The organism is Verrucomicrobiia bacterium, assembly GCA_019634635.1.
Taxonomy (GTDB): Bacteria; Verrucomicrobiota; Verrucomicrobiia; order Limisphaerales; family UBA9464; genus UBA9464.
Map to the genome: position 1 here is coordinate 110,503 of JAHCBB010000006.1, position 22,691 is coordinate 133,193.

A 22,691-nucleotide genomic window follows, 5' to 3' on the forward strand; every position below is an offset into this window, starting at 1 on the left:
TTCGCCCTTTTTTGTTTCCCGGGGTCCGGATTCTGAACGGGCTGGACCCACCCCGCATTGACGGCCCCAGCCCGGTGTCCGCAAGCTCCCGGCCTGCCTCCTGCCTCATGAGCTCAAAGTCTGCGAAGAAGTCCGTCTCCGGAAACATTGCCTCCCTGCTTCAGGAACACCGGGTGTTCCCGCCCCCGGAGACCTTTGCCCGTCGCGCGCCGTTTCGATCCCTGGCGGCTTACCGGCGTTTCTGGAAGCAGTCGGTGACGCGTCCGGACCAGTTCTGGGCCCGTCAGGCGCGCGAGGAACTGGTATGGCAGAAACCGTTCCGCAAGGTGATGAAGTGGAAGGAGCCGTTCGCGCATTGGTTTGTGGGGGGACGCCTGAACGTCTCGGCCAACTGCCTCGACCGCTGGCTCGGCACCGCCACCGCCAACAAGGCGGCCCTGATCTGGGAGGGTGAGCCGGCCACCGATGGACGTCCGGGCGAGGAGCGGGTGCTGACCTACGCCCAGTTGCACCGGGAGGTGTGCCGCTTTGCCAACGTGCTCAAACGACACGGCATTTCGCGGGGCGATCGGGTGCTGATCTACCTGCCGATGATTCCCGAGGCGGCGATCGCCATGCTGGCCTGCACGCGGATCGGCGCCGTTCACAGCGTGGTGTTCGGCGGGTTCAGCGCGCAGTCGGTCGCGGATCGCGTCCAGGATTCCGGCGCCCGACTGGTCATCACCGCCGACGGTGGCTACCGGCGCGGCGCGGTGGTGCCGCTGAAGCGCAATGTGGACGAGGCGCTCCTGCTCAAGGGGCCCGACGGCTCGCTCCAGGCGCGGTCGGTGGAAAAGGTGGTCGTCGTGCGCCGTTGTAGCAACGAGGTGCACATGGCGGAGGGCCGCGATGTCTGGTGGCACCGGGAGCTCGACTATGTGAATGCGGACTGCCCGGCCGTGCCTCAGGACTCCGAGGCGCCTCTGTTCATCCTTTACACGAGCGGGTCCACCGGCAAACCCAAGGGGATCCTGCACTCGACGGCGGGGTACCTCCTTGGCGCCAAGCTCACGTCCCGCCTCGTCTTCGACCTGCGGGATGAAGACGTGTATTGGTGCACGGCCGATGTGGGCTGGGTGACGGGTCACAGCTACATCGTGTACGGCCCGCTGGCCAACGGTGCGACTGCGGTGATGTATGAGGGCGCCCCAAACTGGCCCGAGCCGGACCGCTTCTGGCGGATCATCGAGAAGTATCGTGTCACCATCCTCTACACGGCACCCACCGCCATCCGTGCGTTCATGAAGTGGGGCGATGAGTGGCCGGGTAAACATGACCTGCGATCACTGCGCCTCCTCGGGTCGGTGGGCGAACCGATCAATCCCGAGGCCTGGATCTGGTACCACACGGTGATCGGGGGCGGACGCTGCCCGATCGTGGATACCTGGTGGCAGACGGAGACCGGGAGCATCATGATCTCGCCCATCCCCGGAGTCACCCCGCTCAAGCCGGGCACGGCCACGCTTCCGTTGCCGGGCATTCTTCCTGAACTGGTGGACGACCATGGGCGTCCGGTGCCCAAGGGGTCAGGCGGCAAACTGGTGATCCGTAAACCGTGGCCTTCCATGCTGCGTGGCATCTGGGGGGACCCGAAGCGGTACAAGGAGGTGTATTGGAGCGAGGTGAAAGGCAGCTACTTCACAGGTGACGGATGCCGTCAGGACGACGACGGCTATTTCTGGATCGTGGGACGCATTGACGACGTCCTGAATGTCGCCGGACATCGCATCGGGACCGCGGAGATCGAGAGCGCCCTGGTCAGTCATCCATCGGTGGCCGAAGCGGCCGTGGTTGGGCGCCCCGACGAGCTCAAGGGCCAGGCCCTCGTTTGCTTCGTCACCCTCAAGTCCGGTTGCGCGGCTTCGCCGGAACTCAAGCACGTTCTGCGGGATCACATCGGCAAGGAGATCGGTCCGGTGGCCAAGCCCGACGAAATCCGGTTCGCCGAGGCGCTTCCGAAGACGCGCTCAGGCAAGATCATGCGCCGCCTGCTCAAGCAGGTCGCCATCGGCGCCGAGATCCGCGGCGATACGACCACCCTCGAGGACTTCAGCGTCCTCGCCCGGCTGGCCTCCCCGGACGAATGAGCGACTCGCTTCATCGTGCTTCCGAAGTGCTGGTCGGCGTTCTGGCATCCGCCCTGACGGTCCTGCCGGTGCCCGCCGGTGTCGCTGCCGAGGCCGGGGAGGCGGTGTCCGGACACGCGTGGTGGGCATTTCAGCCCCTGAGTGAGGTCCAACCGCCGTGGGTCCCTCAGGTCCGGGGGCGATCGGGGTCAACGGCCGTGGATGCCTTCCTCCTCGCCCGGTTGCGTGAGGTCGGTCTGGAGTTTTCTCCGGAGGCGGACCGGCGGACCCTGTTGCGCCGGGTGTCCATGGACCTGACCGGGCTGCCCCCGTCAGCGGAAGATGCGCAGGCGTTCCTTTCGGATGCGCTTCCCGATGCCTGGGAACGGCTTGTGGACCGGTTGCTGGCGCGTCCGGAGCACGGTGAGCGGTGGGCCCGTCACTGGCTGGATGTCGCCCGGTTCGCCGAGAGTTCCGGGTTTGAGCACGACTATGATCGTCCGGGCGCCCATCACTTCCGTGATTTTGTCGTCCAGGCGCTCAACGCCGACATGCCCTACGACCAGTTTGTCCGGTGGCAGTTGGCCGGGGACGAATTTGCCCCGGGGGAGGTGCAGGCCCTCATGGCGACCGGGTTCCTGGGGGCCGGCGTGTTTCCAACGCAGATCACGGCCAACGAGGTGGAGCGGACCCGTTACGACGCGATGGATGACATGCTGGCCACCACGGGAACCGCATTTCTCGGCCTCACCATCGGCTGCGCGCGGTGTCACGACCACAAGTACGATCCGATCTCCAGCCGGGACTACTACCGTCTGTTGTCCACCTTCACGACCACCGTGCGGAGCGAACTCGAGCTCGATCTGCATCCGGACGAGAACCGCGCCGTGCGCGAAGCGTTCGACCGGATGCATGCGCCGCTGGTGGACGATCTGCACCGCTATGAAGCCGCAGAACTGCCCCGGCGCTTCGAAGCCTGGCTGAATGCCGGGGCACCGGTGCCGGATGGCCCGGTCTGGGACCTGCTGGATCCGGAGGTGTCTCGCTCCGACGCCGGCGCGACCTTTCAACGCCTGGAGGATGGTTCCCTGCTGGCCGCCGGAAGCAACGGGGACGCCGACGCCTACACCTTCGTCGCTGCGGTTCCTTCGCCCGTGATCCGGGGAGTGCGCCTGGAGGCGCTGGCGGATTCCAGCTTGCCGCACGGCGGACCCGGTCGTGCCGACAACGGCAATATCGGCTTGAGCCGGATCCGGGTGTTCGTGACGTCCGGGGGGGATGCCACGCGGCGCGAGCTCCCGCTGGTCTCGGCGCGGGCGACGTTCGAACAGAACACGAACTCCCTGTCGGTGGCCTCCGCACTGGATGACGATCCGCGCACCGGCTGGGCGGTGGATCCGCGTTTCGGAACGAACCATGCGGCAATCTTTCTCCTCGGCGGGCCGCTGGAGGTTGCGCCTGGCGACCGACTGACGGTGCGACTGGAATTCGAGCTGAATGCGCGCCACAACATCGGCCGGGTGCGCCTCGCGGTGACGGCGTCCGACGCGTCGTCGTTCGAGGCTCCCGCCCGGCCGCCGTCGGTGACGGGCCTTTTGGAGGCGGTGCGCAAGGGGGCGGAGCTTTCCGCGGAGGGACGGGATACCCTGATGACATGGTGGCGAACCCAGGATGCCGGGTGGCGGACCCTGCACGAACGTGTGGAGTCCCATGCGCAGCGGAGGCCGGCACCGCGGCTCACCAAGGTGCTCGTCTGCGCCGAGGGGTATCCGGCAGTGCGCATGCATACACAGGGTGGTGATTTCCTGCCCGAGACGCATTTCCTGCTCCGGGGAAGTCCTGAGCAGAAGCGGGGTGTGGCGACCCCGGGGTTTCCCAGGGTGCTTCTTCGCGGCCCGGAGCTCGGGGATCGCTGGCAATGGCAGCCGGCCGGAGGGGAGCGGTTCTCCGGACGCCGTCGCACGCTGGCGGCATGGATGACCGACCTGGACGACGGTGCGGGGGCGTTGCTCGCGCGGGTCATCGTCAACCGGCTGTGGCAACACCATTTCGGCACGGGGATCGTGTCCACTCCGAATGACTTCGGCGTCCAGGGAGCCCGGCCTACCCACCCCGCGTTGCTGGACTGGCTTGCCGGGCAACTCGTTCGCGGAGGCTGGCGGCTGAAGCCCATTCACCGCCTGTTGGTCCTCAGTGATGCCTACCGCCAGTCGTCGCATCCGGTCGCGACGGCGTTCGAAGCGGATCCCGAGAACCTCCTCATTTCACGTCGTGTGCCCCGGCGGATGGAGGCCGAAGTGGTCCGCGATTCCCTTTTGGCGGTTGGCGGCGAGCTGGACCTTCAGCGCTTTGGTCCGGGCAGCCTGAAAGTGGGCATTGGGCGCCGGAGCATTTATCTCACCATCAAGCGGAGCCAGCTGATCCCAATGCTTCAGGCATTCGATGCGCCGGAACCGCTGGTCAGCCAGGCCATGCGCCCGACGACGACGGTGGCTCCGCAGGCGCTTTTTCTGATGAACAGTCCGGAGGTGCGGCGTTGGGCGGGCGCCTTGGCTGCACGGATCCGGGCGGATCCGGAATCGTCGCCGGGCGACTGGGTGACGGCGGCGTGGTGGCGGGCGTTGAGCCGTCCGCCGTCCGCCGGGGAAGTTGCGGAGGCCCTCGAGTTCGTTGACGCGCAACGGACGCGTCAGGCGGCCGCAGGCGTGGCGGATCCGGACGTCGCAGCGTGGACGGATCTGGCGCAGGTGGTGCTGGGATTGAACGAATTCATTTATGTGGACTGAGCCGGCTCCATGGACCCGCAGGGATCTGCTACGACGTGCCGGCGCGGGGGCGGGCCTCTTGGGACTGGCCGCCCTGCTGCGGGAACAGGGGTTGCTGCTTCCGTCTGCCATGGCGGCTCCGGGCGACCCGATGGCCCCGCGTCCTCCCGCGTTTCCTGCGCGCGCGAAGTCGGTCATCTGGCTGTTCATGAACGGCGGCCCGAGCCAGGTGGACACCTGGGATTACAAGCCGGAGCTGGGGCGCCGCGACGGTCAGGCGTTGGAAGGATTTGATGCAAAGACCGGGTTCTTCACCGAGGCGGTGGGACCGCTGATGAAGTCACCGTTCGCATGGGCGCAGCATGGAGAGAGCGCCACCTGGGTCAGCGACCTGTTTCCGCACCTCGCCCGGCACGTGGACCGGATGGCCTTCCTCCACGGCTGCCACACCGAGTCCAACAACCACAGCCCGGCCCTGTTCATGATCAACACGGGCTCGACGCGCATGGGATTCCCCTGTGTCGGTTCGTGGGCCACTTATGGGCTCGGGAGCGAGAGCCGAAACCTCCCTGCGTTCGTGGTGATGAGCGATCCGCTGGATCGCGGATTGCCGAAGGGCCATGCCAGCAACTGGGGAGCCGGGTTCCTGCCCAGCGTGTACCAGGGAACGTGGCTGCGCCCGAAGGGCGAGCCCATGGACAACCTCCGTCCGCCTCCGGGGCTGAACCCCGGCGCCCAGCGGGCACAACTGGACCTGCTGGCAAATTGGAACCAAAGACACCGGGCCCGCAGCGCCGGGGCGGATCACGAGTTGGGGGCCCGCATCGAGAGCTTCGAGCTCGCCTTCCGCATGCAGACGGCTGCTCCCGAGGCGTTCGCCGTGGACCGGGAGCCACCGCTGGTCCGACGGCTCTACGGGATGGATCAGCCTCACTGTGGCCATTTCGCCGCGCAGTGTCTCATGGCCCGGCGACTCGTCGAACGCGGCGTCCGCTTCGTTCAGATTTATTCCGGGGGCATGGAGAACCAGCGCAGCTGGGACGGCCATGAGGACCTGGTCGGAAACCATCGCGGATTCGCGCTGGAGACCGACCAGCCGATTGCCGGCTTGCTGGCCGATCTCGAACAGCGCGGTCTGCTGGAGGAGACCCTGGTGATCTGGGGCGGGGAGTTCGGGCGGCTGCCTGTATCGCAGAAGGGCAGCCGGCCCGGACGCGACCACAACCCGCATGCCTTCACCTATTGGATGGCAGGGGGCGGCGTGCAGGGGGGAGTGCATCACGGCGCCACCGATGAACTGGGCCATAGGGCCATTGCGGGGCGGGTGAGTGTCAACGACCTGCACGCGACCGTCCTGCACCTGATGGGGTTGGATCACGAACGACTCACCTATTTCCATGACGGGCGGCACTTCCGGCTCACCGACGTCGCTGGGGAGGTCGTGCGTCCGATCATGGCGTAAGCGAACGCTTCGGTCCCAATGGTGGTGGGGACGGGCTGCCGCACCTGCGATAGTTTTCCGCAGGACGTGTGGAGTTGTCGGGGGGATCGGGGGAAGTACCTGCAGCTTTGTGCGATCCCTATCCGGGCTACTGTCCGGGATCCATCCGAAACACGCCGGGAAGCACCCGGAATCCCCACCACAACAACGCTGCGGTCCACAGCAGGGCTGCATGAATGTAGTGGCTGGCCTGGATCCGGGGCCAGAGGTCGGCGCTGACACGGGTGACCACCGCGAGAAGAACCAGGATGGCCACGCTCCAGAACCATCGGTTCGGGCCCTGCAGTCGTGCCATTTGACCGCTGTGACCCAGCACCACACGAGTCGCCACGGTCAGCGTCAGAAGTCCCAAGCCTCCCATCAGCGTCACATGCAGGAGGGCGACCGGATGGGAAGGCGGGAGGACCCTGAAGAGGAGTCCGGCAGGCACCAGGAACAAGGACATTCGCAAGACGCCCGCCATGGGGCCTCGTACCCGGGCCCTGGCCCACGGCACCTCGTGGGCCAGCCAGGCGGCGAGGGTCACCGCCCGGATCAAGGCGCCGGTCCGCGGCCAGCCCTGGGCCTCCATGGCAAAGGACACGAGAATCAGCAGCCCGACGGCGGCGGCGCGGCCCGCGGCGGCCCACCAGCCGGGCGGAGGCCGTCGGGATTCGGCGAACTCTTCGCGCTGCAGCTGGTGAAGGAACCGGGGCAGAAGGAACGGGCTGACGCCTGCGACTGGAAGCAGCAGGAACCCCTGGTAGGACAGGAGGTGATGCCATCGCACCAGGACAGGGGATGAGTCCACGGGATCCAACCCAAGGGCCAGGAAGCCGCCGCCGACTGCGCAGACCAACCCCATCGCCACGAGGAGGAAGCCAGGCGGTGGCAGGTCGCGTCGTGCGGGCATCCGCCTGAGAAGAGGGCCCGCCAGCCCGGCGAGGAAGGCCAGGAAGAGAACGTCCCCTGCGCGGATCCAGCCCACAAACCAGCAGGCGACCATGGCCGCCTGCAGCAGGACCAGTGGCAGGGTTTCCCAGGGACGCAGCGCGGCAACGCCGAGCACCCGGGGCAACGCCGTGGCCAGGAAGCCGGCAATGAACCCCCCGAAGAATCCCTGCGCCATGATTCGCGGGTGGCCTGCGCCGGGATACCAGTCCAGCCACCCGGCAAAGTGCAGCGGCCACATGAGGACTCCGATTGTGCCCGCCACCGCGGCCGCCGGAAACAACAGTCGGAACGGCTCGGCACACACCTCCGACCAGGAGGGGCGGAGCGGACGGTCCCGAACTTCAGGACTGGAAGCGATATCGGCCATAATTGTGAGTGTTAATGGGTCAGGGGGACCGGCTGGTGATCCGCGTATGGTGACCCGATCGCAACCCATAAAGCCATGACCGGTCTCACCGGGCGCGAGTTCCACCGGCAACTTGCGCCGATGCTCCGCAGCCCTCGAACGCCGAGCGCATGGCCACAGGCCCGTCCGAGGTGGCCGGGGATCCTGCGGTATTCAACCAGGGATGACGACGGGATGCGACGTCAGTCTCCAAAACCGGCGCGGGCGCTATACCGCAAGGGTCCAGGGGGCGCGCATGGGTTGCGTCAAATACCCGTTGGCCTCGGTGTCGCCGACGAACCGCTGGGTCGTCGGATCGAAGCGCAGCACGCGGCCGGTCTGCATGGCCGTCTTGGCGAGGTTCACCAGCGTGCAGGAGCGGTGCCCGTTGACCTCGTTCAGCGCGAACTTCCGGCGCGCCTTCACGGACTCGACGAAGTCCGTGACCTGGGGCTCGGGATCCGGCAGTGCGGCAAGCTTTGTCTCGAGATCCGGAATATCCGACGCCAGGCCCTTGGAGATCCTGCCGTTGGGTCCCTGAAGGAATGCGGCCGATTTATCGCGGTCCTCACCGTCCAGAATGATCTCGCAGCCGTCGCGGTACTTCAGCCGGATCACCCGGAAAATGCCGACGGCATCCGCATCCTGTGGCGGCGCATCCGCCTCGATCTCGACGGGGCTTTCATCGTCCTTGCCAAGCAGATACTGGACCGGGTCGAGGTAGTGCTGGCCCATGTCGCCGAGGCCGCCGCCGTCATAGTCCCAGTATCCCCGGAAGGTGCCGTGGACGCGGTGCGGGTGGTAGGGCTTGAACGGGGCGGGTCCGAGCCAAAAGTCGTAGTCGAGCTGTGGCGGGACGGGCTGCGGGGTGAGGTCGGTGCGGCCGACCCAGCCAAACTTCCAGTCGAATCCCGTGGAAGCGCTGAGCGTGGCCTTCAGCGGCCAGCCAAGCAGGCCCGCCTGCACCGCCTTCTTGATCGGTTTGGCGGGCACGCCCATGCCATAGAGTCCGTCCTGAAAGCGGAACCATGTGTTCAGCCGGAACATCCGCCGATGCTGCTGGACGGCGGCGACCACGGCTTCGCCTTCGGCGACCGTGCGGGTCATGGGCTTCTCGCACCAGATGTCCTTGCCGGCGCGGGCGGCCTCGACCGCCATCAGGGCGTGCCAGTGGGGCGGGGTGGGGATGTGGACGATATCAATGTCCTTCCGCGCGAGCACCTCGCGGTAGTCGCGGTAGCCCTTGCAATCGGAGCCTCCCGCCTTCACGGCCGCGGCCAGATGGTTGGCGTCCACGTCACAGACCGCGAGCAACTTGCAGGCGGTGTTGATCGAGGTCACGTGGCCCATGCCCATGCCCCCGGTCCCGATCACGGCCCGGGTCAGCATCTCGCTGGGCGGCGTGAATCCCTGGCCGCCGAGGATGTGTCTTGGAACGAGACTCACCGTGCCCATCGAGGCGATGGAGGTTTTGAGAAAGGCGCGGCGGGTGTGGGGACTGCGGGTGTTCATGGAGTCAAATGCCGGAGCTGTGACGAGGCGACCTGGGAGCTATTCAGAGGGGATTTTCGCGTGCCGGATCGGGCCCTCGCAGGCGCAAGGCTTCCGGCGCTCCGCGGGATCGCTTCTCCAAAACGCGCCGGAGAGACTTGTTGCAGGTCTGCGCGGATCCGGCTCGCCAGGAGTGGACGCCTTGCGCTGAATGCCCCATGGCCACGCGTCAACGAATCGGTTCTTGGAGGGTGATTCTTGCGATGTGGGGCACCGTGATCCTGCATGGCGCCGATCCGATGCCCCCGCCATGGCCGGGGGACGGATGGCGCGAGGCACGCCGGATCGTGGACCTGCACCAGCACATTGCCGCCGCCGAGCCCCAGATGCGCCGGGCCGTGGGCATTCTCGACCGGTCCGGCATTGGTGTGGCGGTGAACCTGAGCGGTGGCACGGTCACCGCCGCCGCCGGGCAGCCGTCCGCCTTCGAACGCTGGCGCGACCTTGCCGAAGCGACCGCCCCCGGCCGCTTCGTCGCCTACTTCAACCTCGACTACACGGGCTGGGACGATCCCGGGTTCCCGGAACAGGCGATCCGCCAGGTCGAGACGGCGCATCGGTTGGGTGCGGCGGGGCTGAAGGAGTTCAAGCGTCTCGGACTATACCTCCGGGACGGTGCGGGCGAGCTGATCCGGATTGATGATCCGCGCCTGGACGGGGTGTGGCGGCGGTGTGGCGAGCTGGGGATGCCGGTCAGCATCCATGTGGCGGATCCGCGTGCCTTCTGGCTCCCCTACAACGCGCAGAACGAGCGGTGGGCGGAACTGAAGGACCATCCGAAATGGTGGTTTGGCGATCCCGCGCAGTTCCCGCCGCGGGAGGCCCTTCTCGCCGCCCTCAGCCGGGTGATTGAGCGCCACCCCGGGACGACCTTTGTGGCGGTTCACTTCGCCAACAACGCAGAGGACCTGGACTGGGTGGAGCGCGAACTGGTGCGGCTGCCCAACCTGAACGCCGATCTGGCCGCCCGGATCCCGGAACTGGGCCGGCACGACCCCGTCCGCCTGCGCCGGCTCTTCACGACCCACGCGGACCGGATCCTCTTCGCGTCCGACTTCCAGGTGTACGACCGGCTGATCCTTGGTTCCGCAGGCGATGCGGAACGGCCGACCGATGACGAGGGGGTGGCGTTTTTCCTCAAGGAATGGCGCTGGCTGGAAACGGAGGATCGCGACTGGCCGCACATGACGCCGATCCAGGGCGACTGGACGATCTCCAGCATCGGGCTCCCGCCAAGGGTGCTGCGGAAGATCTATTTTGACAACGCCCGACGGCTGCTCGCCCGATCCATGCCACCGGCCGTTCTGGAAGCGCGCCATATCCTGCGGGATTTCTCGCCCGATGGACGCCTCGACGAACCGGAATGGCGGAACACCCCGGCGTTTCCGCTCGAGCAGGAATCCCGGGACGGGCGGGCGCGGCCCGAACTGTCCACGGAGGTGAGGTTCCTGTGGTCCGACCGGCATCTCTATGTCGGCTACGAGTGCCCGTTCACGGAATTGACCGATTTTGGCCCCCCCGTGCCGGGTGAACGGATCCGGTCCCCGGAGGCGCTGTGGGACCGGGATGTGGTCGAATTGTTTGTGGCCCCAAGCCTGGAGCACCCGCGGCACTACACGGAATATGAGTGGGCCCCCAACAACGAGGCACTGGATCTGCAAATCCGGGACTCGAAACCGGATTTCGACTGGAGCAGCGGGATGGAGTGGGCGGTGACCGTCCATCCCGAACGCCGGGTGTGGATCTGCGAAGCCCGCATTCCGCTCGCCTCGCTTCATGGGGATGCACCGGTCGAAGGCACGCGCTGGCGGGCCAACGTGTACCGGATAGACCGGGCGAACCGGGCGTTTCTGGCGTCGAACCCGACGCTATCCGGAACGTTTCACACCCCCGCCCGCTTTGGCTGGCTTGTGTTTCGGCGGTGATCGATTGACGGATTCCCCCTGGAGTGTGGAGTGGCCCGGCATTGGTGGGTCAGTTGGCGCTGCCCACGGCATCCTCCCACCGCCCGCCGGCAAGCCGCTCGCGGAGGCCGTCCACGATCGTGCCCGCCAGGTCCGGGCCTTGGAAAACAAGTGCGGAGTAGAGTTGCAGGAGATTGGCGCCCGCGATGACCTTCTCCCAGGCATCTGCCGGGGACGAGATGCCGCCGACCGCGACCAGCGCGAGGCGACCCTGTGATTGCCGGTACAGGTGCCGGACCACTTCGGTGCTGCGCTGGCGCAGCGGGCGTCCGCTCAGGCCGCCGGTCTCGCGGTAGCGCGCGGCCAGGCCGGGATCCGCGGTCGCGGGCCGCTCGGTCGTGGTGTTGGTGGCCACCAGCCCCGCCACTCCACGCGCGAGCGCCACGTCCACGACCTCGTCGAGGGCATCCGGCGTGAGATCCGGCGCCACCTTGACCAGCACAGGCCGACGGGGGGCCGACGTGTCGGCGACATTGCGGGACTGGAGGGCGGCAAGGATTTCGTCGAGGGCGGCGCGGTCCTGCAGTCGTCGGAGGTTGGGTGTGTTGGGCGAACTCACGTTGACCACGAAAAAGTCGGCGAGCGTCCGGAGCGCGGCGAAGGAATCCGCGTAGTCTGCGGCGGCTGCGTCCAGCGGAGTGATCTTCGATTTGCCGAGATTGATGCCCACCGGATGGGGTGGCCAGAGGTGGCGCCGTCGCCAGTCCTCAAGCCGCTGCGCGAGGGCGGGGGCTCCGGCGTTGTTGAACCCCATGCGGTTGATCAGCGCCTCCTCGGCGGCAATGCGGAACATGCGGGGCGGGGGGTTGCCCGGCTGCGCATGCCAGGTGATGCCACCCAGTTCCGAGAATCCGAACCCCAGAGCCTCCCACAGCGGCAGCGCGATCCCCTTTTTGTCCATGCCGGCGGCGAGTCCAACCGGGTTCGGAAAGGACAGCCCGAGACACCTCACCGGAAGTTCCGCGGGCCGGTACAGGGACCGGGTGAACGACAGCGCCGGACGCCAGCGGCTGGCGAGGGCGAGGGCGGCAAGGGTCCGGTTGTGAGCCGATTCCGCGTCCTGAAGAAACAGCAGCGGGCGGGCGACGCGGCGATAGAGCCAGCTCATGAACCCGGGAACTCTGGCAAAGGCGGCGGACGCGGGCTAGCGTGAGTCCGTGAAAGTCCTCATCGGCCTGCTGTTGATTTCGGGACTCCTCGCCGCCGGTTGTGGCCGGCGGGATCCCGCCGCGACCTCTCCAGCGGCGGATGCCCATCCGGCCACCGCACCGCTGGACTACCTCGCCGCCCAGGGGCGGGCGAAACAGACCGCGATCCGGGTCACTTCGGCGGCGGAGTTGACCGGGGCGATCCAGAAGTTTCACGCGATGGAGGACCGGTATCCGGGTGATCTCAACGAACTGGTGCAACATCGGTACCTGCAGGCATTGCCCGCGGCGCCAAGGGGCCAGGCGTTTCAGTACAATCCGCAGGACGGAAGCATCCGGGTGATCCCGTCGCCGTGAAGGAAATTGCGCGGGTTTCGGTCCCCCGGGTTCGAGTGGAAGGTCGTGCCGCGGCTTCGCCTTGAAGCCGGCCGGGTGCCCGCAGCCCGGGCGCTACGTCGGGGTCGGGGCTGTGCCATCCCCGGGTGTCGCGCCCCGGCAGCGGCTGGAGCGACCGGCCCACCAGTCGCTGAACGCGGATCCGGCGAGCGCGGCGAGCAGCACCAGCCCGGTGCACAGCCCGGAGAGCTCGCCGGCAATGCTGAGGGTGGCCGGCAGGCGTCCCAGCCCATTGGTCAGGACCGCGATGATCGCCACGCCGAGCAGGGTGCCTGCGACAGTCCCGGTGCCACCGAAGATGCTGGCGCCGCCCAGCACCACGGCGGTGATCGCCGCGAGTTCGTATCCAGTGCCGGCGTCGGCCTTCGCCGTCCCAAGACGCGCCGCATAGGTCAGAGCCGCCACGCCGGCGGCCAAGCCTGCGACCACGTAGGTGGTCACCACCCGACGGGACACCGGCAGTCCGGCGTGCAGGGCGCCCTCCGGGGAAAACCCGATCGCCCTCCAGGAACGTCCCCAGGTCATGCGGTGCACCGAGAGCCAGAGCAGCATGGCGGCGCCTCCAAGGATCCAGGCCTGGACGGGAATCCCGCCGACGCGACCGGAACCGAGGAACAGGAAGGACTCCGGAAAGCGGGTGAACGCGTCGGTTCCCCGGGTCAGGGCCTCGGCAAGACCCCGGAACAACGAATACGTGGCGAGCGTGACGATCAGGGGTGGCAGCCGCAGCCCGGAAATCAGGGAGGCATTGAAGCCGCCTCCGAGCGCACCCACGACGAGGGCCCCACCTGCCGCCAGTGGCCAGGGCCACCCCCAATCGCGCCAGATCGAGCCGAACACCACGGCGCACAGGCCAAGCAGCGAACCCACGGACAGGTCAATGCCGCCGGTCAGGATCACCGGCAGCATCACCAGCGCCAGCAGACCGATCTCCGTGGAGTGGCGCACCAGGTTGGCGATGTTGTCGGCAGTCAGAAAATTGCGTCCGGCCAGACTGAAAACGAGGACCTCGGCGGCCAGGATGCCCAGGAGCAGCCACTCGTGCCGTCGGGAGGCCCGTCGAAGGCGGCTTGCGGCCGGGGAGGATTTCGGTCGGCTCATCCTCGCGGCTCCTTTCGACGCCGAATTCCCTCCGCGGCGACGGCAGCGAGGATCAGAAGGCCCTGGATGGCCTTGTCCCAATATGGCTTCACGCCCAGGTAGGTCAGCGCAGGGGAAATGCAGGTGAGGAGCAGGAAGCCCGAAAAGACTCCCGGAAGCGACCCCCGGCCCCCTGAGACCGCCACGCCGCCGACAACCGCCGCGGCGATGACTTCAAGCTCCAGCAGACGTCCGGTGGCGGGATCCACCTGCGGCGATTGAACCAGGTTCAACACCGCCGCCAGGCCGGTGAGTGCGCCGAGCAGCACGAAGGCTCCGAAAGTGACGCGGCGCGGACGCAACCCGGCGAGCCGGGCGGCCTCCGCGTCGGCACCCACCGCGTACACCTGTCGCCCGATTGCGAGTTGGCGCAGGACCAGGGCGAGTCCGCACAGGACCACCAGGGCGATGGCGCATACGAGGAGTTGGCCGGTCCTCATCGGAAGGCCGAACCACTGAAGGCCCTCCGGCAGGTTCACGAAGACGCCCTGCCGGTACAGCCGCAGCGCCTCCCGCCAGGTGACGAGGGTGGCCAGCGTGACCACGATCGCCGGGAGGCGGAGTCCGGCCACCAACGCGCCGTTGATCACACCGCCGGCGGCCCCCAGGGCCACCGCGGCGGCCAGTGCCAGGGGCGGGGAAGGGCGGGCGCCCGCGAGCAGCCCGGCAACCACGGAGCACCAGGCGAACAGGGAACCGACCGAGATGTCTATCTGACGGGTGAGCATCACCACCGCCATGCCGCAGGCGACCACGAGGCGCGGCGCAGCCGCCGCGAGGCGGGACAGCAGGGGTTGGGGCTCGAAAAATCCGGGCGCAGTCACCGCCATGAAAATCAGGAGCAGGAGCAGCACCGCGGTCACCGACGCTTCGCGGGATGCGAAGAGCCGACGCCACGGCGCGGGGGATCCCGTGCCGATCGGATGCGCCGTGTTCGGATCGAAAGGCGTCACGGCGCGGGATCCTTGGCAGTGGGGCCCCCCAGGGCCGCGGCCATCACGGCGTCGGGGTCGGACCCGCCGGGCATTGTTGCGACCATTCTGCCGGCTCGCATCACGCCGATCCGGTCGCTCAAGGTGAGCACCTCCGGAAGATCGCTGGAGATCATCAGCACGGCGAGACCGTCGTCCGCAAGTTGGCGGATGCGGCGGTGGATTTCCTCCTTGGCCCCAACGTCCACGCCCTGGGTGGGCTCATCGAGGATGAGGACCTTCGGTGCCGCTGCGAGCCATCGGGCGAGGGCGACCTTCTGCTGGTTGCCCCCGGAGAGCGCACCTGCCGGTGTCTGCCCGTCCGGTGCCCGAATCCCAAGGTTGCGGAGAAAACCGGCGGTCAACTCCTGCTCGGCCCGCTCCCGGATCCATCCGCCCGGGAACAACGTGGGGTGCACGGCAAGAGTGACGTTGTGGGCAATGGGCATCTCAAGGATCACTCCGTGCCGGCGGCGGTCCTCGGGAAGGCAGGCGATCCCGGCCTGGATGGCGTCGCGAGGGTTTCGAAGGTGCACCCTCCGGTCGTGGATCCGGATTTCACCGGAATCGCAGGGATCCAGGCCGAAGAGGATCCGTGCGAGTTCGGTGCGTCCTGAGCCCACCATCCCTGCAAGACCCACGATCTCCCCCGCGTGGACCTCCAGGGAGACGTCGCGAACGCCAGTGCTGGCGCAGGCCACCCGATGGAGCGTGAGCACGACCGGTCCGCGCCTGCATCCCGGCTGGAGGCGTCCGGGTCGCACATCGCGCCCGACCATCAGCCGGATCAAGGCCGGTTCATCCAGCCGCTTCCCCTCCATGGGTTCTGGTCCCGGACTGGCGCCATTCCCCGGCGAAGGCGGATTTCCGAGTGAAGACTCCACTTCGGGACCGCGGACCCGGTGTGTCCCGACGCTCCGGCCATCGCGCAGAACGGTGACCCGGTCGGCAAGAGCGAACACCTCCTCCAAACGGTGGGTGATATAGAGAATCCCGGTGCCCTGATCACGCAGCCTCCGGAGCAGGGTGTGCAACCGCGCCTGATCGTCGCGGGTGAGTGACGCGGTGGGCTCGTCCAGGAGCAGCACCCGGGCACCCGTCCCGAGGGCGCAGGCGATTTCGACCAGCTGCTGCGCGGGCATGGAGAGCGTCTCCACGAGGGACTCGGGTGCGATCCGGGCACCGACCTTCCCGAGGAGTCCCGCCGCGCGGGCCCGGCGAGCCGACCATGAAATCCTCCGGAAGGCTGAACCCGACTCCAATCGCAGCGCGAGGTTTTCGGCGACGGTGAGCCCGGGGAACAGCGCGGGCTGCTGGTACACGCAGGCAATGCCAAGTCGGCGGGCCGAATCGGGAGTGAGATTGCGAACCTGTTCGCCGGCGATGGTGATGGTTCCGGCGTCCGGGGTGTGGGCGCCGGTGATCATCCGGATCAGGGTGGACTTGCCGGCGCCATTTTCCCCGAGCAGCGCGTGGATTTCCCCAGGCCGCAGTTCGAACGAGACCCCTCCAAGAGCGCGGACGGCACCGAAGGACTTCTCGATGCCGTGGAGTTGGAGGAGGGGAGCGTTCACGGGACGTTGGACGGTGGCGCGGGATCTGTTGCATCCGGGACGGACCCGCAAGGTTCCATGGGATGGGTCGGGGACATTGGGAGCGATCGCCGGATCAGCGTGTCGTCGCCCCCGACGTCGGGGTCCCGCCACGGAGCAACGCCAGCAGCGCTGCGGCCGCGCGGTCGGAGGCTCCCGGGGGGCCGAGGGATCGGGCGATCGCGCGAAGCTGCCCGCGCAGGACTTGACGGCGGTGTGGAGCTTCCAGCAGGGACAGCAGCGCCTCCGCGAGCGCGCCGGGTGTGGCCAAGTGCTGGACGAACTCGGGCATGATGGGCGCGCCCGCCAGCAGGTTGGGCATGGCGAGGTGGGGCACCGTGACGATCCGGCGTCCGATCTCAAACGTGAGCCGCGAGGTGCGATACAGCGCGACGGTGGGCACCCCATACCACGCGCACTCGAGGGTCACGGTGCCGGTGGAGGCGAGCGCAACGGTGGCCTCGCGCAACGTGGCGTCGAGGCCGCCAACCTGGATGATCGCTTCTGCGAAGTCGCGGGTCATCGCCTGGGCGGCCGGGCGGAGTTCCTCGCGCGGCAGCACCATCCGGAGGCGGCATCCCGTGCGTTGGGCCACCGCGCGTGCCGCCGGGAGCATCACGGGAAGGTGCCGCTGCAGTTCGCCCGGCCGGCTTCCGGGAAGCAACACCAGCAGCGGGGGGCGGTCCGTGGCAGGTTCCCCATCGTGGGGCGGCGGCGCGGTGGCATGGCGATCCACGATCGGATGGCCCACAAAGGTCACGGGGAGGCGCGGGGCGTTCTCTGCGAACCACCCTTTTTCGAACGGCAGGATCGAGAGCAGCAGGTCGTGCGTCCGTTCCATCCGGCGGGCGCGTCCAGGCCGCGACGCCCAGACCTGGGGGGCGATGTACTGGATGATGCGTGGACGCCAGTTCCGAAACGGCCCCTGGGACTGGAGTCGGGCCTCATGGACGGCTGAGGCCAGGCGCAGGTTGAATCCGGCGTAGTCCACGCCGACCACGGCATCGGCGCCTTCCGTCCGGGCAAGGCGAACGAGGTCGAGAAGCGCGCGTCGGAACCAGGAAATCCGGCGCAGGATTTCGACGCCGATCACGGAGTGGCGGGTCATCTCGTGATGGAGGGTCACCCCCGCAGCGGCCATGGCCGGTCCGCCGGCGCCGAAGCATCGCGGCGGGACCGGACCCGCCGCGCGGCCGAGGGCCCGGACCAGTTCGGCTGCCGCGAGGTCGCCGCTGGGATCGCCGGCGACCAGCAGGATCGCAAACGGCTTCATTGCCACGCCGCCGGAACCCGGCCGCCGCTCATGACTTCAGCACGGGTTCGTCGGGAAACTCATACATGAAGACGTTGTGAGGTACGCTGTTGGCATCCACCTTGGCCAGCTGCTTCAGGTGGCCGGTGCGCATGTCGTAGATCCACCCGTGGATGGAGGGCCGCTTCTCCTCCTTCCATGCCCATTGGACGAATGAGAGCTCGGCGAGGTGATGGACCTGCTCGTAGACGTTCAGCTCGGCGAGACGGTCGGCGCGGCGCTCCTCGTCGGGCATCGCGTCGAGTTCGGTGGCGTGCATGCGGTAGATGTCCTTGAGGTGGCGAAGCCACTTGTTGATCAGGCCCAGGTGTTTCCGGGACATGGCGGCCCGAACGCCGCCGCATCCGTAGTGGCCGCAAATGATGACGTGCTTCACCTTGAGCACCTCCACCGCGTACTGCACGACGCTGAGCATGTTGAAGTCGGTGTGCACCACGAGATTCGCGATGTTGCGATGCACGAAGAGTTCGCCGGGGGTGGCACCGGTGACCTCCTCGGCCGGCACCCGGCTGTCGGAGCAGCCAATCCAGAGAAAGGCCGGTTGCTGGCTCGCGGAGGACGCGGTGAAGAAGTCCGGGCGCAGGCTGAGCTTGTCCTGCACCCAGGCCTGATTGTTGAGAAGCAGACGCTTGTAGTCTTCCATGGGGGGTCACGCGGTTTTGGTGGCGATCTCTTTGTTGAAGAAGTTGTGGTACTCCAGCCGGATGCCGCGGTACGAGGCGGCCGTCTCGAACTCCTTGAGCGTGTCGTAAACGTCGCCGTCCACATACAGCGACTTTGTGCCGTCCACGATCACCACCGAATCGTTCGGAATCCGCCGCAGGCGCCGCTTGAGTTCGGATTTGTTGACGAACGACATGTCCTTGTTGAAGCGCAGGAGCCAGTTTTCCTGCTGGTTGACGAGGGTGATCGCGGCGTGGTGGTTGTTGCGGATCACAAAGAACACGCTCGACAGGAGCCCGATGCCGATGCCCTTGAGCAGGTCGGTCAGGACGATGGCGATCACGGTGATGATGAAGGGGATGAACTGGCTCCATCCCCGGGCCCACATCTCCAGCATGATCTTGCGGGAGGACAGCTTGTAGCCCACCACCAGCAGCACCGACGCCAGCGCGGCGAGGGGGATCCGATTCAGCAGCGGTGCAAAGGCCGCTGCGGCCAGCAGCAGGACGAGGCCGTGGACGAAGCAGGAAAGGCGGGTCCGGCCACCGGCGTACACGTTGGCGGAGCTGCGCACGATCACCGAGGTGACCGGCAGGCCGCCCAGAAAGCCGGAAAGCATGTTCCCGATGCCCTGGGCACGCAGTTCCCGGTTGGTGTCGGAAATGCGCCGTTCCGGGTCCAGCTTGTCGGTGGCTTCGATGCAGAGCAGGGTCTCAATGCTGCCCACGAGCGCGATGGTCAACGCCACCATCCAGGTTTCAGGCCTGAAAACTCTTGTGAAATCGGGAACGGTGAACATGCCGAAGAAGTCCTGGACGGATCCCGCGACGGGAAGCTGGACCAGGTGCTGTTTCGAAGCGGTGAGCTGCCAGTCGGGTTTCCAAAGGCCGAAGGTCTCGTTGAGGACTGTGCCGGCAATGACGGCAACCAGCGGGCCCGGCAGCCAGGTCGTCCACGCGCGGTTCTTGAGGAACGGCCGTTCCCAGGCAAACAGCAGCAGCAGGGCGACGGCGGTGATTGCGATGGCCCCGGGGCTCGGGGAGACCAGGGACGCGAACATCTCCGAAAAGGTGTTGGATTGTCCGGACTGCCGGAAGGCCTCATCGCCCAGGAAGTCCTTGTCATCGCCCAGCGCGTGGGGAATCTGCTTCATGATGATGACGATGCCGATCGCGGCCAGCATGCCCTTGATCACACTGTTGGGCACGTAGTCGCCGATGATGCCGGCGCGCAGCAGTCCAAACGCGAGCTGGATCAATCCTGAGAGCATCACCGCCACGGTGAAGGCCTGGAAACCGCCCACCTTGATGATGGCCGCCGACACGATGACGGTCAGGCCGGCGGCGGGACCGCTGACGCTCAATTCCGACCCGGAGAGCAGGCTGATCACCAGCCCGCCCACCACGCCGCCGATGATGCCGGCAAACAGCGGGGCCCCCGATGCGAGGGCAATGCCGAGGCAGAGGGGCAGGGCGACCAGGAAGACCACGATTCCGGCGGGGATGTCCCGCCGGGCGGACCCCAGGGTGGGGAGGGTGACGAAATTGTTGGTCATCGCGAAAATTGACGGCTCGCCGGGAGGAAGTGGAAAACTGGGTCCAGCCTCCCAACTGGCATCGTCGGGTCAAGCCCGGGCGGAAAAAACTATTCCGGCGGCACTCAATGCGCCGGCGGCAGGTCCCGACGCCGGTAGGCTTCGGCGAGCAGCGTGACCGGATGCACCACCCGCAACGAAACACCGCGCTGGTTGCATCCGGTGACGAGTTGCAGCAGGCACCCCGGATTGCCGGTGGCCACCACGCCGGCCCGGGTGGCGGCAATGTGTCCCATCTTTCGTTCGAGGAGCTGGCCGGCCATCTCCGGCTGGGTGAGGTTGTAGATGCCGGCGCTGCCGCAGCACCAGGACGCCTCGGTCAGTTCCACGAGTTCCAGCCCGGGAATTGCCTTGAGCAGCTCCCGCGGCTGGCGGGAGATGCGCTGGCCGTGGCAGAGATGACACGACTCATGGTACGTCACCCGCTGGGTGGTGGCGGTGGGCGGCGGCGGCTCGATGCCGGTCTCCATCAGCCATTCGTGGATATCCTTCACCTTCCGGTCCCACTCCCGCGCGGCATCCCGATAGCGCGGATCCTCCGCCAGCAACTGGGTGTAGTGCTTGAGGTGCGAGCCGCAGCCTCCGGCGTTGGTGATGATGGCGTCAAAGGTTGCCGGGGGGAACTGGTCCAGGTTCCGGCGGGCGAGGACCCGGGCCCGCTCCCATTCCCCGTTGTGGGCGTGCAGGGATCCGCAGCAATGCTGCTCGGGCGGCGTGATCACCTCGCACCCATTGCGCGCCAGCACCTCCGCCGTGTCCCGGTTCACCGAGGCGAAGGTGAGGTCCTGCGCGCAGCCGGTGAGCAGCGCGACCCGATGCCGCCGGGGGCCGGTTGCCGGCAACACCGGCGGAATCAGGTCGGCGGAAAAGGCGCCCTCCACCTGGGGCGTCATGGCCTCAAGTTCCCGAAGACGCCGTGGCAGCAGGCGCAGGATCCCGCTGGCCCGCACCAGCGCCTGCAGCCCCGTGGACTGCCACCAGCGGAGCATGCGTCCCAACAGGTGCAGGCGTCGCAAATCATCGAAAAGCCAGCCCAGCGTGACGTGCCGGATCAGCGACCTGCGTGGCGAATCCAGCACCCCGGAGCGTTCGGCCTCTGCGCGGGCCTGTTCAAAAAGTTCTGCGTAATTCACCCCGGCCGGGCACGCGGTCATGCAGGCCAGGCATCCCAGGCAGAAATACATCTCCTCCGCGAACGTCCGCGTCGCCGGCATCCGGTCGTCGGCAATCGCCCGCATCAGGGCAATTCGTCCCCGGGGCGAGTGACGCTCGTTCAACGTGGCGTCATAGGTGGGGCAGGTGGGCAGGCACAGGCCGCAATGCATGCACTGCTGCACCACGGAATAATCGAGGTGCTTCAGCGGGGAGGGACGGTCGGACGTCATCGGACGCGCCCACCATGGCGTGGTCGGGAAGATGCCGGCCAGCAAAACGATCCGTTCGCCCGGGTGGATTCCCGCGCGGCGATCGGACCGGGATGCTGTGTGTGGGCCATCGCACAGTCGTCCTGCGGGCAGCGACGGTGAGCGTCCGCTTGTCCTGAAAGCGAAAGACTTCTAGGCTTGTTGCAATGAATACGCTGGCGGCGCCGGTTGAACTTGCGGGACTCCGGGTCTCTCTGGACCGTCTTGTTTATCACCGCCTCGCCCCGGAGAAGAGCAAGGGGCGTCCCCACGCATTCATCTACTACCTGACCCTGATCAACCACAGCGATGTGGCGGTGACCATTCGCGGGCGCAAATGGGTGGTCCTGCATGGGGATGGGACACAGTGGGTCGTGGAGGGGACCGGGGTGGTGGGCCAGCAACCGGTGATCCCCGCCGGTGGTTCCTTCAGCTACAACAGTTTTCACACCATTCCCACCCGTCATGCGACCGCGGAGGGTTCGTTTCTGGGTGTGGATGCCCTCGGCCGCGCCGTATTGATGCGGATTGACCCCTTTCGGATGCAGGTCCCCGCCGCGGCCTGATGCCGGTGGGTGGGGCAGGCCGTTGGGTCGGTGGGCCGGCTCAGCGTTGCCGGAAGGTGATGCGGGCCTTGCCGAGATCGTAGGGTGACAGGTTGACCTGCACTTGGTCTCCCACATTGATCCGGATGAAGTTCTTTCGCATTTTCCCCGAGATGTGGGCGAGGACCACGTGCCCGTTGGGCAGTCGCACGCGGAACATGGTTCCGGGGAGCACCTGCGTGACCGTGCCCGTCAACTCGATCGGTTCTTCCTTGGGCATGCAACCTGAGGCGCCGGTGACCGCATGGAGCCGGATCCGGCGGACACCGCACAGTGCAAAAAGGGCCGCTCCAGGTGCAAGCGGCGTTTTGGAAACGGCGGGACGTCGGTTTTGAAAACCGCCATTTTCGGGTGCGCGTCGGTGCGTGACGACAGTCCGATGTCAGCGGTAAGCGGGGCGCATCTGCCGGAGGGGTTGAGGGTGTGGCAGGCCGGGATGATGAACATGGAAGTCGTTGCACTGAGGGCCTCCGTCCCTCCGGCGGAGCGGCAGCGGTGGGTGCAGAGGTACCGGGAGGGAGATCTGGGACTCCGTCGGTTTGCCGAGGCGCATGGACTGAGGGCATCGCAGCTTCATTACTGGATCTACGGGGGGGCGCGGGGCCAAGCCCCGGAGGGCCACCGGCGTTCTGCGGCCCGCGGAACCAATGTTCCGCGAGGTCC

Annotated in this window: 17 protein-coding genes; 6 read left to right on the top strand and 11 right to left on the bottom strand. The window is 67.2% G+C overall.

The features are described 5' to 3' along the window. The first annotated feature begins 107 nt into the window (after window positions 1-107). Genes acs through KF791_06030 form a run of 3 tightly spaced genes read left to right on the top strand, consistent with a single transcriptional unit; the run spans window position 108 to window position 6,332 of the window. Window positions 108-2,126: an acetate--CoA ligase gene (gene acs, locus KF791_06020; GenBank protein ID MBX3732133.1), complete on the top strand. Its 2,019-nt coding sequence runs from the start codon at window positions 108-110 to the stop codon at window positions 2,124-2,126. Further along, window positions 2,123-4,891: a DUF1549 domain-containing protein gene (locus KF791_06025; protein MBX3732134.1), complete on the top strand. Its 2,769-nt coding sequence runs from the start codon at window positions 2,123-2,125 to the stop codon at window positions 4,889-4,891. The genes acs and KF791_06025 overlap by 4 nt, the downstream gene beginning before the upstream one ends. Continuing rightward, window positions 4,881-6,332 carry a DUF1501 domain-containing protein gene (locus tag KF791_06030; GenBank protein MBX3732135.1) on the top strand — a complete coding sequence of 484 codons (1,452 nt, stop codon included), beginning with the start codon at window positions 4,881-4,883 and terminating at the stop codon, window positions 6,330-6,332. Before KF791_06025 ends, KF791_06030 begins: the two co-directional genes overlap by 11 nt. Window positions 6,333-6,459: 127 nt before the next feature. Here KF791_06030 and KF791_06035 read toward each other — a convergent pair whose 3' ends face one another. Then, on the bottom strand, window positions 6,460-7,671 hold the full coding sequence (locus tag KF791_06035) for an NnrS family protein (GenBank protein ID MBX3732136.1): 1,212 nt from the start codon (window positions 7,669-7,671) through the stop codon (window positions 6,460-6,462). 246 nt (window positions 7,672-7,917) lie between these two features. After that, complete coding sequence (locus tag KF791_06040) at window positions 7,918-9,201, bottom strand: Gfo/Idh/MocA family oxidoreductase (GenBank protein ID MBX3732137.1); 1,284 nt, start codon at window positions 9,199-9,201, stop codon at window positions 7,918-7,920. Between the two features lie 197 nt (window positions 9,202-9,398). On the opposite strand from KF791_06040, the gene KF791_06045 reads away from it, so the two are divergent. Beyond that, the gene (locus tag KF791_06045; protein ID MBX3732138.1) at window positions 9,399-11,165 is read left to right on the top strand and encodes an amidohydrolase family protein; all 1,767 of its coding nucleotides are present in this window, start codon (window positions 9,399-9,401) and stop codon (window positions 11,163-11,165) included. Between the two features lie 49 nt (window positions 11,166-11,214). On the opposite strand, the gene KF791_06050 is transcribed toward KF791_06045, so the two are convergent. Next, the gene (locus tag KF791_06050) at window positions 11,215-12,312 is read right to left on the bottom strand and encodes a quinone-dependent dihydroorotate dehydrogenase (GenBank protein MBX3732139.1); all 1,098 of its coding nucleotides are present in this window, start codon (window positions 12,310-12,312) and stop codon (window positions 11,215-11,217) included. Window positions 12,313-12,361: 49 nt separating this feature from the next. Between KF791_06050 and KF791_06055 the strand changes: the two genes are divergently transcribed. Then, window positions 12,362-12,709: a hypothetical protein gene (locus KF791_06055; GenBank protein ID MBX3732140.1), complete on the top strand. Its 348-nt coding sequence runs from the start codon at window positions 12,362-12,364 to the stop codon at window positions 12,707-12,709. Between the two features lie 93 nt (window positions 12,710-12,802). Here the strand turns inward: KF791_06055 and KF791_06060 are convergent, their stop codons facing one another. The 7 genes from KF791_06060 to KF791_06090 form a co-directional block, all read right to left on the bottom strand. Beyond that, complete coding sequence (locus tag KF791_06060) at window positions 12,803-13,849, bottom strand: ABC transporter permease (GenBank protein MBX3732141.1); 1,047 nt, start codon at window positions 13,847-13,849, stop codon at window positions 12,803-12,805. Next, entirely contained in the window at window positions 13,846-14,718 is an 873-nt protein-coding gene (locus tag KF791_06065) for an ABC transporter permease (protein ID MBX3732142.1), read from the bottom strand. The genes KF791_06060 and KF791_06065 overlap by 4 nt, the downstream gene beginning before the upstream one ends. Window positions 14,719-14,837: 119 nt before the next feature. Beyond that, window positions 14,838-16,433 (bottom strand): sugar ABC transporter ATP-binding protein, encoded by a 1,596-nt coding sequence (locus KF791_06070; GenBank protein ID MBX3732143.1) that lies wholly within the window; start codon window positions 16,431-16,433, stop codon window positions 14,838-14,840. A gap of 94 nt (window positions 16,434-16,527) precedes the next feature. Continuing rightward, a complete protein-coding gene (gene lpxB, locus KF791_06075) occupies window positions 16,528-17,724 on the bottom strand; it encodes a lipid-A-disaccharide synthase (protein MBX3732144.1) in 1,197 nt (398 codons plus the stop codon). 28 nt (window positions 17,725-17,752) lie between these two features. Continuing rightward, window positions 17,753-18,406, bottom strand: coding sequence for a carbonate dehydratase (gene can / locus KF791_06080; protein MBX3732145.1), 654 nt, complete (start codon window positions 18,404-18,406; stop codon window positions 17,753-17,755). A gap of 6 nt (window positions 18,407-18,412) precedes the next feature. Further along, a complete protein-coding gene (locus tag KF791_06085) occupies window positions 18,413-19,981 on the bottom strand; it encodes a SulP family inorganic anion transporter (GenBank protein MBX3732146.1) in 1,569 nt (522 codons plus the stop codon). A gap of 104 nt (window positions 19,982-20,085) precedes the next feature. After that, the gene (locus KF791_06090; GenBank protein ID MBX3732147.1) at window positions 20,086-21,405 is read right to left on the bottom strand and encodes a (Fe-S)-binding protein; all 1,320 of its coding nucleotides are present in this window, start codon (window positions 21,403-21,405) and stop codon (window positions 20,086-20,088) included. Window positions 21,406-21,590: 185 nt separating this feature from the next. Here KF791_06090 and KF791_06095 point away from each other — a divergent pair, with 185 nt between their 5' ends. Continuing rightward, a complete protein-coding gene (locus KF791_06095) occupies window positions 21,591-21,989 on the top strand; it encodes an ApaG domain (GenBank protein ID MBX3732148.1) in 399 nt (132 codons plus the stop codon). Between the two features lie 40 nt (window positions 21,990-22,029). Here the strand turns inward: KF791_06095 and infA are convergent, their stop codons facing one another. After that, complete coding sequence (gene infA, locus KF791_06100) at window positions 22,030-22,248, bottom strand: translation initiation factor IF-1 (protein ID MBX3732149.1); 219 nt, start codon at window positions 22,246-22,248, stop codon at window positions 22,030-22,032. Between the last annotated feature and the right edge of the window lie 443 nt (window positions 22,249-22,691).

Bases quoted from the DNA above. Each gene is read 5' to 3' on its own strand.
- acs (MBX3732133.1), top strand. From the start codon at position 108: ATGAGCTCAAAGTCTGCGAAGAAGTCCGTCTCCGGAAACATTGCCTCC.
- KF791_06025 (MBX3732134.1), top strand. From the start codon at position 2,123: ATGAGCGACTCGCTTCATCGTGCTTCCGAAGTGCTGGTCGGCGTTCTG.
- KF791_06030 (MBX3732135.1), top strand. From the start codon at position 4,881: ATGTGGACTGAGCCGGCTCCATGGACCCGCAGGGATCTGCTACGACGT.
- KF791_06035 (MBX3732136.1), bottom strand. From the start codon at position 7,671: ATGGCCGATATCGCTTCCAGTCCTGAAGTTCGGGACCGTCCGCTCCGC.
- KF791_06040 (MBX3732137.1), bottom strand. From the start codon at position 9,201: ATGAACACCCGCAGTCCCCACACCCGCCGCGCCTTTCTCAAAACCTCC.
- KF791_06045 (MBX3732138.1), top strand. From the start codon at position 9,399: ATGGCCACGCGTCAACGAATCGGTTCTTGGAGGGTGATTCTTGCGATG.
- KF791_06050 (MBX3732139.1), bottom strand. From the start codon at position 12,312: ATGAGCTGGCTCTATCGCCGCGTCGCCCGCCCGCTGCTGTTTCTTCAG.
- KF791_06060 (MBX3732141.1), bottom strand. From the start codon at position 13,849: ATGAGCCGACCGAAATCCTCCCCGGCCGCAAGCCGCCTTCGACGGGCC.
- KF791_06065 (MBX3732142.1), bottom strand. From the start codon at position 14,718: ATGGCGGTGACTGCGCCCGGATTTTTCGAGCCCCAACCCCTGCTGTCC.
- lpxB (MBX3732144.1), bottom strand. From the start codon at position 17,724: ATGAAGCCGTTTGCGATCCTGCTGGTCGCCGGCGATCCCAGCGGCGAC.
- can (MBX3732145.1), bottom strand. From the start codon at position 18,406: ATGGAAGACTACAAGCGTCTGCTTCTCAACAATCAGGCCTGGGTGCAG.
- KF791_06085 (MBX3732146.1), bottom strand. From the start codon at position 19,981: ATGACCAACAATTTCGTCACCCTCCCCACCCTGGGGTCCGCCCGGCGG.
- KF791_06090 (MBX3732147.1), bottom strand. From the start codon at position 21,405: ATGACGTCCGACCGTCCCTCCCCGCTGAAGCACCTCGATTATTCCGTG.
- KF791_06095 (MBX3732148.1), top strand. From the start codon at position 21,591: ATGAATACGCTGGCGGCGCCGGTTGAACTTGCGGGACTCCGGGTCTCT.
- infA (MBX3732149.1), bottom strand. From the start codon at position 22,248: ATGCCCAAGGAAGAACCGATCGAGTTGACGGGCACGGTCACGCAGGTG.